General features: G+C 40.7%; 17 protein-coding genes and 1 pseudogene. 6 read left to right on the top strand and 12 right to left on the bottom strand.

What is annotated here, in order from left to right:
- Nucleotides 1–35: 35 nt before the first annotated feature.
- Nucleotides 36–1,508 carry a phospholipase D family protein gene (locus Q4600_RS07930; RefSeq protein ID WP_303515046.1) on the top strand — a complete coding sequence of 491 codons (1,473 nt, stop codon included), beginning with the start codon at nt 36–38 and terminating at the stop codon, nt 1,506–1,508.
- A 149-nt stretch (nt 1,509–1,657) separates the two neighbouring features.
- Here Q4600_RS07930 and Q4600_RS07935 read toward each other — a convergent pair whose 3' ends face one another.
- The 3 genes from Q4600_RS07935 to gloA form a co-directional block, all read right to left on the bottom strand.
- Nucleotides 1,658–2,536 (bottom strand): DMT family transporter, encoded by an 879-nt coding sequence (locus tag Q4600_RS07935; RefSeq protein WP_303515049.1) that lies wholly within the window; start codon nt 2,534–2,536, stop codon nt 1,658–1,660.
- Nucleotides 2,537–2,790: 254 nt separating this feature from the next.
- Nucleotides 2,791–3,891 (bottom strand): alkene reductase, encoded by a 1,101-nt coding sequence (locus Q4600_RS07940; RefSeq protein ID WP_102526531.1) that lies wholly within the window; start codon nt 3,889–3,891, stop codon nt 2,791–2,793.
- 54 nt (nt 3,892–3,945) lie between these two features.
- Nucleotides 3,946–4,323 carry a lactoylglutathione lyase gene (gene gloA, locus Q4600_RS07945; protein WP_229370077.1) on the bottom strand — a complete coding sequence of 126 codons (378 nt, stop codon included), beginning with the start codon at nt 4,321–4,323 and terminating at the stop codon, nt 3,946–3,948.
- A gap of 680 nt (nt 4,324–5,003) precedes the next feature.
- On the opposite strand from gloA, the gene Q4600_RS07950 reads away from it, so the two are divergent.
- The 3 genes from Q4600_RS07950 (at nt 5,004) to Q4600_RS07960 (ending at nt 6,282) form a co-directional block, all read left to right on the top strand.
- Nucleotides 5,004–5,390 (top strand): hypothetical protein, encoded by a 387-nt coding sequence (locus Q4600_RS07950; RefSeq protein WP_303515054.1) that lies wholly within the window; start codon nt 5,004–5,006, stop codon nt 5,388–5,390.
- Nucleotides 5,391–5,462: 72 nt separating this feature from the next.
- Nucleotides 5,463–5,927 carry a hypothetical protein gene (locus tag Q4600_RS07955; RefSeq protein WP_303515056.1) on the top strand — a complete coding sequence of 155 codons (465 nt, stop codon included), beginning with the start codon at nt 5,463–5,465 and terminating at the stop codon, nt 5,925–5,927.
- 100 nt (nt 5,928–6,027) lie between these two features.
- Nucleotides 6,028–6,282, top strand: a complete 255-nt coding sequence (locus tag Q4600_RS07960; RefSeq protein ID WP_303515059.1) for a hypothetical protein — start codon at nt 6,028–6,030, stop codon at nt 6,280–6,282.
- A 604-nt stretch (nt 6,283–6,886) separates the two neighbouring features.
- On the opposite strand, the gene Q4600_RS07965 is transcribed toward Q4600_RS07960, so the two are convergent.
- The 9 genes and pseudogenes from Q4600_RS07965 to Q4600_RS08005 all read right to left on the bottom strand — a co-directional run bounded on the left by Q4600_RS07965 (nt 6,887) and on the right by Q4600_RS08005 (nt 16,142).
- Nucleotides 6,887–7,378, bottom strand: coding sequence for a tyrosine-protein phosphatase (locus Q4600_RS07965; protein WP_303515061.1), 492 nt, complete (start codon nt 7,376–7,378; stop codon nt 6,887–6,889).
- Nucleotides 7,379–7,569: 191 nt separating this feature from the next.
- Nucleotides 7,570–9,753 (bottom strand): OsmC domain/YcaO domain-containing protein, encoded by a 2,184-nt coding sequence (locus tag Q4600_RS07970; RefSeq protein ID WP_229370081.1) that lies wholly within the window; start codon nt 9,751–9,753, stop codon nt 7,570–7,572.
- Nucleotides 9,754–10,036: 283 nt separating this feature from the next.
- On the bottom strand, nt 10,037–10,951 hold the full coding sequence (locus Q4600_RS07975; protein ID WP_303515063.1) for an aspartyl protease family protein: 915 nt from the start codon (nt 10,949–10,951) through the stop codon (nt 10,037–10,039).
- Nucleotides 10,952–11,118: 167 nt separating this feature from the next.
- Nucleotides 11,119–11,799: a flavin reductase family protein gene (locus tag Q4600_RS07980; RefSeq protein ID WP_303515066.1), complete on the bottom strand. Its 681-nt coding sequence runs from the start codon at nt 11,797–11,799 to the stop codon at nt 11,119–11,121.
- 67 nt (nt 11,800–11,866) lie between these two features.
- Nucleotides 11,867–13,459 carry a cryptochrome/photolyase family protein gene (locus Q4600_RS07985; RefSeq protein ID WP_303515069.1) on the bottom strand — a complete coding sequence of 531 codons (1,593 nt, stop codon included), beginning with the start codon at nt 13,457–13,459 and terminating at the stop codon, nt 11,867–11,869.
- Nucleotides 13,452–13,577: pseudogene (locus Q4600_RS07990) on the bottom strand (DUF2256 domain-containing protein); the annotation flags it as partial. The pseudogene Q4600_RS07990 and the gene Q4600_RS07985, both read right to left, overlap by 8 nt.
- A gap of 40 nt (nt 13,578–13,617) precedes the next feature.
- Nucleotides 13,618–15,171, bottom strand: coding sequence for a DASH family cryptochrome (locus Q4600_RS07995; protein ID WP_303515072.1), 1,554 nt, complete (start codon nt 15,169–15,171; stop codon nt 13,618–13,620).
- Between the two features lie 57 nt (nt 15,172–15,228).
- The gene (locus Q4600_RS08000; RefSeq protein ID WP_102526543.1) at nt 15,229–15,522 is read right to left on the bottom strand and encodes a hypothetical protein; all 294 of its coding nucleotides are present in this window, start codon (nt 15,520–15,522) and stop codon (nt 15,229–15,231) included.
- A gap of 119 nt (nt 15,523–15,641) precedes the next feature.
- Entirely contained in the window at nt 15,642–16,142 is a 501-nt protein-coding gene (locus Q4600_RS08005) for a VF530 family DNA-binding protein (protein ID WP_229369114.1), read from the bottom strand.
- 219 nt (nt 16,143–16,361) lie between these two features.
- On the opposite strand from Q4600_RS08005, the gene Q4600_RS08010 reads away from it, so the two are divergent.
- Together Q4600_RS08010 and Q4600_RS08015 are read left to right on the top strand one after the other, a co-directional pair.
- On the top strand, nt 16,362–17,219 hold the full coding sequence (locus Q4600_RS08010) for a PA4780 family RIO1-like protein kinase (protein WP_303515327.1): 858 nt from the start codon (nt 16,362–16,364) through the stop codon (nt 17,217–17,219).
- 307 nt (nt 17,220–17,526) lie between these two features.
- The gene (locus Q4600_RS08015; RefSeq protein WP_303515077.1) at nt 17,527–18,768 is read left to right on the top strand and encodes a 4Fe-4S binding protein; all 1,242 of its coding nucleotides are present in this window, start codon (nt 17,527–17,529) and stop codon (nt 18,766–18,768) included.
- The last annotated feature ends 37 nt before the right edge of the window (nt 18,769–18,805 follow it).

Below are 18,805 nucleotides of genomic sequence, written 5' to 3' on the forward strand. Positions count from 1 at the left end.
CTATGACTTTTTCTTGCTAAGGTAAAATATTTTCAATGACATTATTCAAACTTAACCAGCACAATTCCATTTGGGCTTTGCTATGTGGCATCTTGCTGTTAAGCGGCTGCGCCACCCCGAACCCAAGCGTACCAGACGATTTTGAGGCCAACTTTCAAAAGCGTGATTATCAAGCTAAAGCTTATATCATCCCTAGAGCCAATGAAGCATTTGCACACCGTATTGAGTTAGTCAGGCAAGCCAAAAGTAGCATCGACATGACCTACTTTTCATGGAATGGCGATACCTTAGGACTAAGCCTGCTAAATGAAATTAGCAAGGCTGCCGATCGCGGCGTCAAAGTTAGGTTAACCTTAGATGACTTATTAGTGTTTAATGACAAATGGTTAGCTGATATTGATAAACACCCTAATGTACAAATCAGAATATTTAACCCTTTTAATTCGCGCAAAATGGGTTGGGCTGGACGGGCTTTTGATTTTCAAATTCATCAGCAGAAGCTAGATAATCGCCTGCACGAAAAATACTTTAACATTGATCATCAGTACATGATTTTAGGTGGTAGAAATATCGGTGACGAATATTTCGGTTACAGTAAAGCGGCCAACTTTTACGACCTAGATGTTTTATTTTCAGGTGACGTCATCGCGCCTTTCGCGACCAATTATGAGCGTCAGTGGCACAGTGAACACTTAGTGCCTATTGCCGAGCTGATTCATGTTAAAAAAGACATTAACGATACCCGCTATTTTAAAAAAGCCTTCAATAAGGCAACAAAAAAGCATGCTGAAATTATTGCCGATATTGAGCACACCATCAACACAATGCCAGCAGCGCAGTGGATTGATGTCACCGTTTCCCCAGTGTTTGATTCGCTAAATAAAATGGAAAACCGTTTACCTTACTTTAGACAACGTGCTGAAATTGCAATCCAGGATGAATTGGCTAATGCCAAAGAGGCGGTTATTTCAACCCCATATATTGTGCCAACCGACGGTGATTTTTCGGTGGTATCAAAGCTTACAAAGCAAGGTGCAAAAGTACAGCTAGTCACAAACTCATCGGCATCGAACGACTCGTTATTTATACCCGCCTACTACGAAGAACACCGTAAAACCTTACTGGATATGGGCGTCGATATTTTCGAATATAAAGACACGGCTAAAAATGATGACCACTTTTATCATGGCGATACTTATTACCACAATAAAACCATCATTTTAGATAGCCGCGTGTCTTATGTCGGTTCGTCTAACTTTGATCCGCGCTCAGACTTTATCAATGTGGAGTTTGGGTTATTTGTTCACAGTGCAGCCTTTGCTGAGAAGTTGCATCATTACCTATTTGCCCAGCAATCATCTCTGTATTGGCAAGTGAGTAAAAACGCTGAAGGCGAGATTGAATGGCAGTCGCAACAAGAAGTACTAAAGTCAAACCCAAACTATGGTAGTTGGCATAAGCTACCGGATTGGTTATTCAAGAAAATGGATGGTGAGTCGGAGCTGTAATTAAATCCAAAAGGTGTTGATTAATGACTTTAATCAACACCTTTTAACTGTGCTTTGATTCAAATAACTTCGCCGACTATAACCATCTACCATTTACCATTGGCTGATTGGGTGATTGGGTGATTGGGTGATTGGGTGCAGCGTTCTGCTTAATCAGCTTTCTGTTTATTTGTAGACTTAAGTGAATGCTTTGATAATTTAATATACATAATCAATGACAAGAAGATCACCACGCCACCCGCTAGCTTTTGCATTTCTACGCTTTCACCTAACATCAAGATACTCAACATTAAGGTCCAAATCGGCTCTAAAACCATAATCAGCGCGGCGGTTTCCATGTTCACAGAATACTGACCTATGGTCTGTAATAAGTAACGCAGTGATGTCGCAAACACTGTAGATAACACAAACCATATCGCCAAGTTACTGCTGACTTCAAACGGTGCTTGCTGCGTGAACGCAACATAAATACCGCCGACTAAACCTACCATAAACAGCTGTAAGCAGATTGAATCTAACGGTTTAATACGATTGCTGATCTTCTTATTTAATACAAAATGAACTGACAATAACGCTGAAGCGAATAAAAAGAACCATTGAGATTCATCCACTTGCCAGCCATTGGTTAATGTCATGAGCATCATCCCAGCAATACTCATGGGTAAGGCATACCAAAAAGCTTTGTTAGGTTTAATCTTAAATAAAATCCAGGCTGTCATCGGTGCAATGATCATGGCTAGGCTCATGATGAATGCCCCTTCCGACAAGCTTTGGGTCACTGACACCGCATGTACCCATACCAATAGTGCCAGACCTAGAAAGATCCCCACGCCACAAGCAAGCAGAATTTGTTTCGCCCGCAAACGCCATAAGCTTTTATAGCAAAATGGCAGTAACACTAGACTTGCTAGCATGAAGCGACTGGCAATAAAGGTCTCGCCTGGCATATCCATTACCACGACTTTCGAGGCAATCCAGCCAAGTGCAGCCAACAAAGTGGCGATGAATAAAAACAAGGATCCGCGCATGTATGGCCTCTAAAGTGGAATTGATGAATATGAAAAGAAGTGACGCTGTTATAAACGATTATCGATAAAGTCACGAACATCGTTTTTGTAAACTGTGAAATCAACGAGATTTATCACGATGGATTTAAATAATTAAAATACCAAAAAAATAGCAACCAAGCGTTAGCGAGGTTGCTATTAATCTCTATTCTAGTTGATCGCAGCGGATTCAACTAGCCAATCTTTTTAGCCAATCTTTTTAGCCATGAGCTAGTTTACTGCTCACTATACTCTGGGTAATCAGTTAAGCCTTTTTCATCTCCGCCGAATAAGGTAGCTGGATCATGGGCAACTAACGGGTAACCATTTTTGATGCGGTTCGGTAGGTCAGGGTTTGATACAAACGGACGACCAAAACCAATCATGTCAGCTAAGCCATCGTTAATCGCTTGTCCGCCCTTTGCTGCGTCATACTTACCTGCGTAAATTAACACGCCTTTGTAAGCTTCACGTACGGCTTGTCTGAATTCAAGTGGGGTTTCAGGCGCATCATCCCAATCTACTTCTGCGATGTGTAAATAAACAATGTTATGGCCATTAAGCATTGCTGCAGCAGCGGTATAGGTTTCAACAGGCGTTGCATCAACAGTGCCGTTAAGTGAGGTAAATGGCGCTAAACGCACACCCACTTTATCAGCACCAATGGCATCAACCATCGCCGTGACGACTTCACTTAAAAAGCGCAGACGGTTTTCGATTGAGCCACCATATTCATCAGTGCGATCGTTCGCTTCTGAATCAATGAACTGATTGATCAAATAACCATTTGCCGCATGTAACTCGATGCCATCAAAGCCAGCTTCAATGGCATTTAATGCAGCCTGACGATACTCGCCAATCACTTGTTCGATATCAGCTTTGGTCATAGCACGTGGCTCAACCACATCCACAAAACCCGGTGCATTGCTGCCGTCATCAATGAATACTTTTACATTTTCAGCTTTCATCGCTGATGATGAAATTGGCTGTTCACCGCCAATGTTTGCTGGATGGGTAACGCGACCTACGTGCCAAAGCTGGGCAAAGACAACTCCACCATTAGCATGCACGGCTTCAGTGGTTTTCTTCCAACCCGCAATTTGCTCAGGCGAGTAAATGCCTGGTGTCCAAGCATAGCCTTGACCCATTGCAGAAATTTGGGTGCCTTCAGCCACAATTAGACCTGCTTGTGCGCGCTGACCATAGTACTCAGCCATCATATCGTTTGCAGAATTACCAGGCTGTGTTGCACGAGAGCGTGTCATTGGTGGCATAACAATACGGTTTTTTAGGGCGTGTTCACCTAATTGAATAGTTTGAAATAATGCATCTTTCATGGTCTTTCCTTATAACGAAAATGGTAAATCAATCGGCAATATGCCAAGGAAAACTTAATCTAATTGAATCAGTTCAATCTGGTAGTTATCTGGATCAGTAATAAAAGCAATGTGAGTTTCGCCGCCTTTAACAGGGCCTGGCTCGCGAGTGATGTTTCCGCCTAATGCTTTAATCTTGTCACACGCCGCATAAATATCGTCAACACCTAAGGCTAAATGACCAAAAGCGTTACCCATTTCATATTCATTGGTATCCCAATTATGGGTCAATTCGATAGTCGTGCCGCCTTGCTCATAACCAACAAACACTAAGGTATAGCGATAATCAGTATTTTCATGACGCTCTAACACCTTCATACCCAATACATGAGTGTAAAATTCTATTGATGTATCAAGATCAGCAACTCTGATCATCGTGTGTAGAAATTTCATAAAATACCCTTAAGCATGTGCAAATAAATGTGCTGTTATCACTAGCGAATAAAGCTATTTTACGACTTAGTATTATAAAAATATAATCATTAAAAATTCTTAAAATCATAATTTTTTGTTATACATAAAATTAAAGTCAATCTGCGAAAAGTTTTCAACGGCACTGATATTGAGCATCTAGCTGCATTTTTAATCTGCATCGGTAAGCTACAAGTTTGGTTTTATAGCCCTCTAACGCTGTCGATGGGGCTTCCCTTCCATAAGAAAGCTAGCTGGAATCTAGATAAAGGAACTAGCAGTGTAATGGTCTACATAAAGCGTTAACTATTTTCGAATAAGTATGAAGCTTGCTCACCTATAAGAGTTAGAGCGATTTCGTTGGGGGGCAGCAAGACGCTTTATATATGAATCAGCGAGAAGAGAAATGCTGTTGTTTCCCTTTCGTCACTCTTTGCAAAACATGGGGACGAAGCGCCATGACCTTAATTCAAACTAAGTTTGGGAAATCACTTCCTATTAATCTCGTTTATTCAACATGACTCTGATAGAGTGCTTATTAATCAATAGCTTTGCTGTATAAAGCTTAAATAATAGGTTTATTAAATGCACATGCGCATTGCTCAGCTTTATATGCATGCAAACAAAACAGATGTTATATCTCACTGGACCACATTAACTATATGAAAATCCATAAAGGTGACATTGCAATGGATATGCTTGAAGATGCAATTGACCTATACAAAGCTAAGCGTTTTCATTCAAGCTTACACTTATCTGCCACAGCATCAGAATTACTGTCAGGATTATGTGAAATTAATAACCTTGAAAGTTCTCATGGAAATTTGAAGTTAATGCTTAAAGACTTCCATGATTCAAACCCTAAGTTTTTTTCTAAGCCTAAAGTCGCTTTAAAAAAATTTAATTATTCAAAGAATGCAATTAAACACATTGATGGTAATAATGACCAATTTGCTTATATTTCTGCTGAAATGCATTCTGAAATGTATATAAAGCAATGCCAAAAAATGTTGTGCAACTTTGGGCTGTGCTTAATAAAGCACATTTAACAATCACTTCTAATAAGAAAAATACTGTCGATAGTTTCTGTTAACGACAACTTATGTACCTAAAGGATTAGCATGCATAAAAATAATCTACTTATCATTGCAGGTTGCTTAAGTTTCTTAGCGGCTTTACTTCACATTAGCTGTATCTTTGGCGGGCCAGACTGGTATCGCTTTTTTGGTGCTGGTGAAAGAATGGCACAAATGGCAGCTGCAGGTGATTCATATCCAACGATAGTCACATTGGTTATTTCTGCCATTCTTAGTGTATGGGGGCTTTATGCATTCTCTGGTGCAGGCTTAATGTGGAAACTGCCCTTATTAAAAACATGCTTAATATTAATTACCGCAGTCTACTTAATTCGTGGCGTGGCTGGATTAATCGTCCCCTTCTTTACTTCTGATCCTGTTGTACATCAAAACTCCATCACTTTCTGGCTAGTTAGTTCCATAGTTTGCTGTATCTATGGCACATACTATCTGTTGGGAACAAAGCGCTTGTGGCAGCAATGTTCACCAAAACCAAATCAAAGCGTTTGAAATGAATTTTTAAAAGCTTAGCTACATTTAGCTACCTACAGATTTCAGCAAGCAACAAATGGCTCCATAAGGGGCTGTATCATTCTAAAAGGAAATATAGATGAAACAACCAAAAAAAGGACTTGGAATTATTACTGTCTTATTCGGGCTACCTGCTTTATTGGCTATTGTAGCGATATTAAGCATACCTGATGTTCGAGAATCTACCACAGGCGTTTGGGGAGGACTTTCATTGAATTTAGTAACTATTAACATTCTGCTCACAGTGATAGTAAGAGGCATTGGCGGAATAATTGGTGGCATTATGCTTTATAAAGGAATGGAGAAAGGTTATTACATCTGTGGTGTCGTGTAGGGATACTTTTTACTAACTAGCTTAATCAGTTTAGTCGTAACTCTTTCAAGTGATGTGCTAGAAACATGGGGAATGTTTGCAAACATTGCAGTCGTTAAGTTGCTTGTGATGATCGTCTTTTCAACACTTATCCTTGTTTCACTTTATAAAAGCTTCAAAATTAATCCAGAAGATGACAACAAATCAAAGATCATTGAAAACATTGAAACAGCTGACGTCTAATTAAAGTCTTTTAAAAATGCCCCCTGCCGGCTCTTCCAAATCTAGCACTAATCAACCTACCAGTGTTCTCTGATAAAAACAGCTCACTGGTAGGAAATTGCGATGGTCGGTCAGCAGATTTTTAACTAAACAATGATTGTTAGTTAATCCAGCATTACGGCTTTAAAATGGATATTTACCGCGCATCAGTGGGTAATTTATACAATCCAAAGGTCAGAACAAGTCCATTCTGACTTTTGGCTATTTGAAAAAGCTTTGCAAGATAATCTAATAAAATTTTTAGTAAAATCTCTAGTAAAACCTTTAGACAAATCTCTGAAAAAGTCTAAAAAACTAATCTATCAAGTGATTAATTCAATCACTAAACGCTTCAATGTTGGCTTTACGTGTAACGGTTAAAGTAAGCCACTTGCACAGGGTTTTTAAGCGCTTTAGGGCGAATGTTTTGCACTTCTGCAATCACCTTATCGGCTGGTATGCCATGTGCCAACATGATTAAACCGATCACTAAACCTGTACGCCCAGTGCCGCCTTTACAGTGAACAGCAATGGTGCCTTTTTGCGAGACTAGCTCAAGTATTTCATCTTTGTGCGTTTGCCACGCTGCTTCAAATACTTCATTAGGCGCTGCATCATCCAATATCGGTAATTGAATCCAGCGAATATCATTCTCAACGCATATGCTTGGCAAAGCTTCTGCATTGTTCGCTGCCATTTCTCTATCAAACATTGACGTTAATAGCATCTGAGTTCCAGCTTGCTTTAATGTGACGACAGAATCGACCAAAGAGGCCTCTTTAGTACCAGGGCAAGGGGTAAAAATCAGTTGTGCGCCATTGTCTAAGGTTAAGGCGTCAAATGGGTGTGAAGACATAAACATATTCCTAAATGATGAAGGGCAAACGAATGGGCCTATTATAATCCAAAGCTCGCATCAGTATTATGACAAAAGCCGATTTCATATTTTTACAAACACTGATACATGTTCAACCACTTATAATGCAGCAAATAAAAAAGCGAACCTTGAGGTTCGCTTTTATCGTTAATACATTGGCTGAATGTAGATTACTTAGCAGCCAACTTACGCGCTTGATGCAGCTTTTTATAGCTTTCAATCAGACGTAAATGCGGCTCAATCCCTTCAAGGTTCATGCTGGTTTTAGTTAAACCATAAAAACGCACGCTACCGTTTACACTGCCGACAACATTTTCCATCACTTCTTCCCCGAACATACGGTTAAAGCTATGTAGGTAATGCTCAAGCTCAAGATCTTCTTCTAGTTCAATTTCAAGTACGGCGTTTACCGCTTGATAGAACAAGCCACGTTCAACCGTGTTATCGTTAAACTGTAAGAAGTCACCGACCAATTCGCTGGCTTCTTCATGGGCACCCAATGCTAGGTAAATAAGGATTTTCAGCTCCATAATAGTCAGCTGTCCCCACACGGTATTTTCATCAAATACAATGCCAATCATGGTGCGAATGTCAGTGTAGTTATCTTGCTGACTTTCATCTAAACGATTCACTAAATCCACTAATTCTTCATCTGATAATGAGTGCAGATTTAAAATATCTTCGCGGTAATCCAACGCTTTATTGGTGTTATCCCAGATTAAGTCTTCTACTGGGTACACTTCAGAAAAATCAGGTACCAACATACGACATGCTGATGCGCCTAATTGATCAAATTCAGCGGTATACACTTCTTTGCCTAACGCTTCTAAAATGCCAAACAAGCCGTTGGCTTCTTCCTCTGAGGTGCCAGAGAAATCCCACTCGCAAAATTCGTAGTCGTGATTACTGCTAAAGAAACGCCATGAAATAACACCCGTTGAATCAATAAAGTGCTCAACAAAGTTTTCTGGTTCACTAACAGCCATGCTGTTAAACGTAGGCTTAGGGACATCGTTTAACCCTTCAAAACTGCGACCTTGTAGTAACTCAGTAAGGCTTCGTTCTAATGCGACTTCAAAGCTTGGATGCGCGCCGAATGAAGCAAATACACCGCCAGTTTTCGGGTTCATTAAGGTGACACACATGACTGGGAATTCACCACCCAGTGAGGCGTCTTTAACAACAACTGGGAAGCCTTGATCTTCTAAGCCTTTAATACCCGCAAGAATACTTGGGTATTTCTCAAGCACTGACATTGGCACATCTGGCAGGACTATTTCTTGCTCAATGATTTGACGCTTAACTGCGCGTTCAAAGATTTCTGATAAACACTGAACTTGGGCTTCTTGCAGGTTATTACCCGCACTCATGCCGTTACTTAAGAATAGGTTTTCAATTAAGTTTGACGGGAAATACACCGTTTCGCCATCAGAGTGACGAGTATAAGGAATCGTGCAGATACCACGCTCAATATTACCTGAGTTAGTATCAATCAAATGCGAGCCATGTAGCTCTTCATCTGGGTTGTAGATATCTAGCGTGTACTCATCCAAAATCCCCTTAGGCAGCGCATCATCTTCTTCAAGCTCAAACCACTTTTCATTTGGGTAATGTACGAATTCGCTATTAGCGATCTCATTGCCAAAGAACTGATCGTTATAGAAGAAGTTACAATTTAAGCGTTCAATAAATTCGCCTAACGCTGAACATAATGCACTTTCTTTGGTTGCGCCTTTACCATTGGTGAAACACATTGGCGATGCAGCATCACGGATATGTAATGACCACACGTTTGGCACTATGTTACGCCAAGATGAGATTTCAATTTTCATCCCAAGGTCGGCTAGCATGCCCGTCATGTTTTTAATGGTTTCTTCTAGGGGTAAATCTTTACCTAGAATGAAGGTGCTTTCGTCACCGTCAGGTTGACCCATTAGCATTGCATTGGCATCTGCATCGAGGTTTTCAACGGTTTCAACTTTAAATTCTGGACTGGTTTGTACAACTTTCTTCACTGTACAACGATCAATTGAGCGCAAGATCCCGGTGCGATCTTTTTCAGAAATATCATCAGGCAGTTCAACCTGAATTTGAAAGATCTGGTTATAACGATCTTCAGGGTCGACAATATTATTTTGCGACAAGCGAATATTGTCAGTAGAAATATCACGCGCCTTACAATACACCTTGATAAAGTACGCCGCACACAGCGCAGATGATGCAAGGAAATAATCAAACGGACTTGGCGCAGTGCCATCACCTTTATAGCGAATCGGCTGATCGGCCGTGACCGTAAAATCGTCAAACTTGGCTTCAAGCCTTAAGTTATCGAGAAAGTTAACTTTGATTTCCATTGAATACACCCACAACTGACTAGCAAAATATAGTTAAAACAGCGCTAACGATCGCGCTTATCTATCGAATTAGGGTGAATTATCGGTGTTTTTAGCGCATTAGTCTTGGGTTAATTACAAATAATGCGGAATTATAGGAGTTAGCATCTTTATACTGACAAAATAAAACTGAATATTTGATAAACATATTCCAGTAGTTAACCAATAATTGATGATTAGCAATTTATCGACGCTCTATAAATTGATTATTGAGCGCCCCAAATTGAAGTAGAAATTGTAATAATCAAGAATCTTCAGGAACACCTATGTGCATATTTCCAGCTTTGTAATCAATGGTTAATACAAAATGCTTGAGTACATCATAACCCAAAAGCCCTTTGATATTTTTTCCTTTAATTTTGGAAAAACTCACATCACCTCGTCCTGACACCGACTCTTTCTGCCCTTCTGCAGGTACAGTAACTCTCACACTTTCAAGAGTATAAGGTCCAAACTTTACTTCTGGTAATTGAAAATTATCAACAACGCCCAACTGATTCGCACCTATAGTTACCCCCGATTGCGAGCCAAACTCTTCTAGCCAGTCAAATTTGGTCGCGATACTGCGCTTAAGAAACAAGCCACCACTGTTTCCTGTATCTAACACTAACCATGAGTCCTGTTGACCATTGAGAGACACCTTCACAATTGGTTGGCCTTTTGCTCTATCTATTTGCATGGGAATATTACCAAGGCTAGCCAAATCGACAGAGCCTCTTTCAAATATTCTAAGACGACTATTGGGGTAATCGATTTGAAAGATAAATTTTTCTAATAAACCTGCGCCTAATAAAATTTGCACTTCATGATGGCCAAGACGAAGCCCTGCGAGTTCGTCTAACTCTATGTCCGCCCCAAAAAGGTTCACTTCAACATTATTGAAAAGTCTTCGGGTTTCTGTTCCGTAGACTCCCTTGACATTGATTTTCCGACCTTTATCAAACTCAAAACCGTGTTTATTGATAAAGCTTAAGTTAATCGCATTAACCTGAGCGCCACTGTCTAATATCGCTCGGCCTTCAATACCATTAATTGTGACTGGAAGAGTGATATGCCCATTGCTGATATCGAATTTAGCCCATTCGCTGACAGCAAGAGCATTGAAAGAAGTGACTAATACGGAGAGAAGAAATAGACATCTAAAGTAGAAAAAATACATCAATTATCCTTAATAATGTATATTAGTAAGGTTACAATTTAATAACTAAAGTCATTAATGTCAATGACTTAAATATTGGCATTATGCTAATATTTTATTGTCGACTACATTTTCATTTCTCAAATATTGATGTTTAAATTTCAGTTTACCCCTCATTACGGACTTAATTATCGACCTCTATTGAGGCTATTATTCACATCGTCATTTAAATTCAATGCTATAGGCTTTTTATATGGTTTAGCATAACTTAAGCGACTTAAACGCTCCGTGACATGATAGCTATCGAGCCCTGAAACAATAACTGTGTCGAGTTGCTCGATATCAATGTAGCCATCAGCTGCAACAATGATCTCTGGCAGTAAAACATGCTTGATTTCACCGATAACTAACACGGTATTATTAATCGTAAGTGGGGTAATTTCCCTCACATCTAAGGCGTATTTAAGCAAACTCTCGCCAACAAATGGCGCTGCAACACCTTCAAGATATTGAGGTGTTAACCCTACTTCATCAAACTCTGACACCTCAACGTCATAGCGTGCTGAAGTTTGGTGGGCTTGCTGATAAATACCTGAAGACACATGATTTATCGTATAAACACCTGTCTGTTTTATATTACTAAGTGTGCCTCTTGGCACTGTATTTGGGCGAATAATCATCCCCATCAGCGCTGGTGATGCGCCTAAATGAAACACAGAACTGACCATCGACAGGTTAGTAATACCGTTTTCATCTTGGCTGCCAACAAGGTTCGCACTTTTAAACCCAGATAAACTATTAATAAAATGGGCACGGTATCGCGACTCAAATGCAGAAAAGTCGGCAGTTGAAAATTGTTTTAAAATCATCTTATTCCTATGTGTGAATATCTAATCAACCAGGATTACAGGGTTGTTATAACGGTGTTTTTCGAACTCAAATAGTATCTAAATTATCCAGTAATTTTTCAGCATGCTGTAAAATACGCGATCTATCGGCCTCTGACTTATTGAGCCAATTCGCATACACCATTCTTGTTCGCGGATTACCATTAAAACTGTGTTGATGTTTGTCCATAAAGTGCCAATATAAAGAATTTAGCGGGCATGCATCATCAGTATCGATTTTATTGACTTTGTAATGGCAACTTGAGCAATAGTCACTCATTTTATTGATGTAGTTACCACTTGCAGCATAGGCTTTTGAGCCAACAATACCACCATCAGCGAACTGGCTCATGCCTCTAGTATTAGGCATTTCAACCCACTCGATTGCATCGATATAAATACCTAAATACCAATCATCGACTTCATCAGGGTTAATGCCAGTAATTAGACAAAAATTACCCGTGACCATCAACCGCTGAATATGATGGGCATAAGCATAATCAAGGGATTGTTTGACCGCATGATGCTGGCAGTTCATTTTGGTATTAGCATCCCAAAACCATTGAGGTAAATTGCGTGTAGCATCCAAATGATTTAGTTGACCATATACAGGCATATTGGCCCAATAAATCCCCCGAACAAATTCACGCCATCCCAAAATTTGCCTAACAAAGCCCTCAATTTGCGCGAGAGAAATGGGGTTATCGCCATGCAGGCTTTGCTGATAAAAACCAATAGCGGTATCAATAACTCGCTGTGGACTGAGTATTTTGCTATTTAACGCAAACGATAGCCTGCTGTGATATAAGCTCCATTGACGCTGTGCTAACAAGGTATCTGCTTTTGAGGTCATTGCATCTTGAAACGTTCCGAAACGAATTAAGCAATGACGGCAAAAATGCTCTAGTAATTGAATCGATTGCTGGCGTGTTACAGGCCATAGTAAGCGAGATGACATCCGCCCTATTATTTTGATGTTATGCCGCGTTATCCTGTCGATAATCGCACTAACATCATTCTCGAAAATAAGCGGCTCAGGAATATCAGGCAAGTCATTTGATTTAAGTTTTTGGCGGTTATCCGCATCAAAATTCCATTTACCTCCCGCTGGCTCCTGCCCTTCCATTAATAAGTTAAACCGTTTCCTCATTTTGCGATAAAAGTGCTCCATCCTATGCTTTGTTGATGCTTTAAAATCATGACTTAATTCAGCATCAGAGAGATAAAAATGTTCGCTTTCATAGGCCAAACTTTCAATTGCATGACTTGCACAAAAACAACGCAGTTGCTCCCTTAAGCGATACTCATCTGGCAACTGATATTCAAATTGCTTGATACCATATTGAATAAATAACCTATTGAGTAACTCCACAAGATCTGAATACAAAGCATCTGAGTACAAAGCGGTATCATCTAAGGTCAAGTGCAATACCTGATGCCCAGCTTGCCTAAGCGCTTGTGCAAATTGTTCCATGGCTGCAAAAAATGCGCAGATTTTTTGTCCGTGATGACGAGTATAGTTTGCCTCTTGCTTTAGCTCAGCGATGAGATAAACAGTGTCAGGGTGTTTATCTGCAAACCAAGAATGTGAAGCATTAAGCTGATCGCCAAGAATAAGACGTAAACGTTTCGCTTTAATCATGTTTACTCCTGTTACGCTCACCAGCACATCGCTTAGAGCAATACTTCACATTAGCCCAGTCTTTGTGCCACTTTTTACGCCAGCTAAATGGTCGCAAACAGACAGGGCAAGTCTTATCAGCAAATGACGTTCTGCTCGCAGAATTTTCACGACAGGCCCTATTCATGGTGAAAGTCACGCTTATTTAACTTGCTCTTACTATGCGACTTTTTATCCACTAGAACATCTTCTATAGGCCTGTGTTTAATAAGCTTGGAATCAATAGGCTTGGAATCAATAGGCTTGGAATCAATAGGCTTGGAATCAATAGGCTTGGAATCAATAGGCTCGCAATCAATAAGCTCGCAATCAATAGGCCAGTCATCAATATCTACTGAATCCAGAAGTGTTGTATCAAGGCTGCAATCATTGGATGACGAACACCAACGAGCAATAAAGTCACCGTTTGGATCATATTGCTGAGTCTGTTTTTCGATATTGAAGTGCCGCCCTCCACGAGGATCTACGCCAACTCCTGCAATGTATTGCCAATTTCCCCAATTGGATGCCACATCATAATCAATCAGCTGTTGCTCAAAATAGGCTGCGCCAAAACGCCAATCAACACCCAGTTCATTGACTAAACAACTGGCCACAATTTGCCTGCCTCGATTTGACATATACCCAGTGCTGTTCAGTTGCTTCATGCAGGCATTCACTAATGGATAAGGAGTGCTACCTAAACACCATTTGCTAAATCGCTCTGGAAAAAAGCTGGTTAATGGCGGCTTAGTCGCTTGGCCTTTAAAGCGATAAAGCTGGCTACCGTGTTGCAATGCTAACCAATGGAAATACTCACGCCATAGCAATTCAAACCCTATCCAATAAGTGGAATCGTTAGCACCGTGAATTTGCTCATATTGTTTAAGCTGCGCCCATATTTGCCGTGCTGATATATTTCCCATAGCGAGGAAAGGGCTAAATTTAGTCGAGTTTTCAATGCCATCTAATTCATTACGAGTCTGTTTATATTCGCTGGGGTAAGATTTTGAAAAGTAGTGTGATACGTGCTGTTGAGCCGCTTGCTCACCACCAGAAAGCAACGCCGACTTCGTTGCTTGAAATTGGCTTAAATCAGTTAATGCTTCACTTATTAACGTTATAGACTGCGTACTAATACCATTAAATGTGTTGCAAGGCTGCTCGACTGATAGCCCTGTTTTTTCAACTTTTCGGCGAAATTGCGAGAAGCTCGTCATCGCATTTACATAAAGGGTAATTTGCTGTTGGTTGAATAATCCATTATTCCATTCTGATATTAACCGTAATTGAGGTTGTCGCTTAGCGACTTGTTGCCATATTTGCCTTTCATCCCAGCCCACTTGTTTACTGTACCCTAGGGTTTTGATGCTATTTTGCTGCACTAAATCGCTAATAACAGTAACAGGGTCGCCAATGCATAAATGCAGCGTGTGCCCTAATGATTCAAGTTGCTGCTGCAAGTCTGCTAACGATTGCAGCAAAAATGCCAGCTTATGCTGTCCCATGGATTGTTGCTGGTATCGAATGGATTTGAACCAGCGTTCATCGAACACATAAGCAAACGCTACGGGTAATTCAGTTTTCCGCTGAGACTCTGATGTTAAGACATCGACAAATAACGCATTTAGCGCCAAATTATCCTGCAAGCGGAGATCTTGAGTAAATACAAATAAGGAGCGATCGTCTGACAAAATATACCCAAAGATGATTCAAACATATCTTTGATACGAACCAGAAAGGGGAAAGGTTTACTTAGATGATTTAGGTTGGGCTTGGGACGTTTTATCTTGCTGTGAAATTGCAGATTCAAGTTCACGCTGATGATTTTCGTGATTAACCAGTAGCAAGGTTAAATACATTTTCGTCGGCAGTGATAACACCATACCAAAGGCAACACACATGGCGCTGAGGATAATGCCTTTAATGCCCATTAGCTCGACAGTATGATTAAAGTTATGCAGGTAAATACCGAGTAAGATAAGACTGATACCACAGCAAATACTGATCCTGAGCATTACAATCAGTGTTGATGCTTTTATCATCGCTGATTATTCCTCATTCTTATTCAGTATTGAACTTTGGTTATTATATTAGCTCAATTAATAATAAAACGATTAACTTTAATCAGCTGCTACTTAGCAGCTGATATGCAACGGTTGCTCTACTTACCCCAAGGGTTAGACGGGTCTTGTGATGGTGCAGGGCGATTGCCTTTAGGTTTGTTTTGCGCGTAACCATCCTGTGCTCTTGGCTTATCTTTGCCGTACTGCTTAGGGCGATCATTATTATTACGCTTCATTTCTTCATAGTCAGCAGTGGCTTTTTCACGCATTTCCGCAATCAACTCAACGGTTAATTCTTGTGGTTTGCGAGGCACAATACCGTCAGCAAAACCACGTTCGCGAGGCTTTAATTCAAACTGAGCCGCACTACCTTTAGGCATACTTTTAAAACGATATAAGTAAAAGCTTTCAACACGTTCCCTCGCCCATTCAGTTTTCTTTAAAAACTTAAGGCATGACTCCATGCTAGGATTATTGTTAAAACACTCTAAACGCAGTGCTGCGTACAAAATCTTCCAATCATAAAAGTCCACTAGCTCTGACACCATAGTTTCTGACTTTAAACCATGTAGTGGGTTATTTTGCTGTAATTCAATCATGAAAGCTCCTATTAACTGCCAATTTGCTATCAATCGTTCGATTTAAATAATGCTAATAAGCATTGAGTAAGATAGCAATGATAGCAAGCAACTACCTAGCATAGCTATCATCAACCTATGTTTATCCTAAAAAGCCTCATCTCAACCAAAGTTAGCCTTTTAAGGCTATTCTACTGATTGAGCATTCCATCTACTCGCTATTTACGGTATAACGGCGCAATGAAAATCCCCAAACGAATCCAACCTCTGGTTGAAGAAGGCTTAGTCGACGACGTCCTGCGCCAATTAATGAGCGGCAAGGAAGCCAGTGTATATGTAGTGCGCTGCGGAGATGATATTCGCTGCGCAAAAGTCTACAAAGATGTTGATAAGCGCAGCTTTAAACAAGCTGTTCAATACCAAGAGGGAAGAAAGGTCCGCAATAGCCGCCGTGCAAGAGCCATGGAAAAAGGCTCTAAATTCGGCCGTGACCAGCAAGAAGAAGCTTGGCAAAATGCCGAAGTGGATGCCCTGTTTAAGCTTGCCGCAGCAGGCGTTCGTGTACCTGAACCCTACGGCTGTTTTTCAGGCGTGTTGCTAATGGAGTTGGTGACCGACACTGACGGTTTTGTGGCTCCTAGATTAAACGATGTGGTGTTTTCTCATGAAGACGCTGTGCGCGATCATGCCAGTATGATCGAGTATGCCAAACTGATGCTGTGTGCGGGGTTGATCCACGGCGATCTGTCTGAATTTAATGTATTAGTTGATGACAAAGGCCCTGTGATTATCGACTTACCTCAGGCTGTCGATGCCGCTGCAAACAACAACGCTGTATGGATGTTCGCCCGAGATGTGAACAACATGACTCAGTATTACAGCCAATTTGCGCCGGAACTTGCCAAGACTCAATATGCCAAAGAAATGTGGGCGCTTTTTGAAGCCGGTGAACTTACGCCAGAGTCGGTACTCACAGGCGAATTTACTGAAAGTGAACATATCGCTGATGTGGATTCAGTGCTTGAAGAAATCAATGCAGCTAAAGAGGAAGAGCAAGAAAGATTACAGCGCATTGTTGAGGCAAATGAAGAGTTTTAACTAGCTTTAGCTATTAATAATATAGCGAGGCCCTCTGATGCGTTAATAAGCAATGCCCTTATTAACGCATCCATTCAAGCTTGTTATTAAAGGTTTCAAATAAACAACGCTAAAAAGAATTCCTAACAGATAAAAATCAAAATACCAGACTGTTTCAATTGTTAATCCAAGGTTAGTGATATAGCTCAATTACTTTGCATACTTATTGGTTATTTTTTCGAGCTAATTCACATCCTTAATCAAACCAACGAACTAGCACCAGCGCTCTGCACTCTCATTAGTATTCACACTTTTTAGAAATCAGCATATGAGCACGATCGAATCAATCACCTTGGTATTGGCCTTGGTATACAGCATCAGTTTACTGTACTGGAGTAAACAAAAATGGGGCGCAGCTTTGTGTGGCGCACTGTTAATGGCAGCTCTAGTTATCAGCTTGCATTGGCCACTATTTGTCGGCCTAGGTTTATCTTTACTCTTACTACCATTATTCAATAAGTTTCAGCCAGCGCTTGCCCAAGGCGGTGTCGTTAACGGTCAACGCGTTAAAGGCAATAAAGCCAATCAATTAAAAGAAATGATCAGGCATGCCCTCGCCCTGTCGATGATGCTTGTTGGGATTCAATTTGCCATCAATGCCGCATTGTTAAAGGCTGAAATAACCCCTTGGTTAGTACGCCCTGATATTGGTGATGCCTTTTTGCCTATTGCTGGCGGTATTGAACTTAAAGCCATTTTAGGTCTAGGGCTGTGGGATCAAAATCATCCAGCAGCTGCAGTCATGCTAGTTGTGGTGTTACTGACAGGGTTATTATGCAAACGTGCATTTTGTGGCTGGGCCTGCCCGCTTGGGTTAGCGGGCGATTACTTATATAGCTTAAGAAAGCGTTTTATCAAACAGGAGCTTGCACCACCAGCCTGGTTAGACTGGATACTGCGCATGATAAAGTACTTACTATTGGCAGCACTGGTTTTGTTAGTGTTCACTATGCCACTAGCCAGTATTCCACATTACTTAGATGGTTATTATCACAAGGTTGCCGACCTTAAGATGGCGCTTTTTTTCTTAAGTCCCACTGCAATAAGCTTAATGTGTTTTAGCCTAATTCTGGCAATAGCGGCTTGGAAGCGACAGGGGTTCTGTCGTTATATCTGTCCTTATGGCGCACTGCTTGGACTGGTTAGTTTTTTAAGCCCATTTAAAATTCGCCGCACAACTGAGCAATGCCTTATTGAAGGTAAAGGCATGAAATGTGACAAGTGCACCCGCGCATGTCCCGCTAATATTATCGTGCATACCCAAACCACCATTCGCAGTGATGAGTGCCAAGCCTGCATGAACTGTATCTCAGCTTGTCCTAAAAAAGAGGCGCTACATTTTAGTACTCGATGGGGAATGGTAATGTCATATAGAGGCTTAGCAGTCCTAGTCTTAATGCTGTTATTTATGATCCCACTTTGGGCGTATGTCGGCGGATTTTGGCATAGTGAAACCCCAACAGAGATCCGAATGATGTTAATCCAACACCTCAATAGTATTGGCCACTGATTATCAAAATTAAATTGTCTAGAACAAGCTGACATAA

The organism is Shewanella sp. 2_MG-2023 (genome assembly GCF_030548905.1).
In the GTDB taxonomy this organism is placed as follows: domain Bacteria; phylum Pseudomonadota; class Gammaproteobacteria; order Enterobacterales; family Shewanellaceae; genus Shewanella; species Shewanella electrodiphila.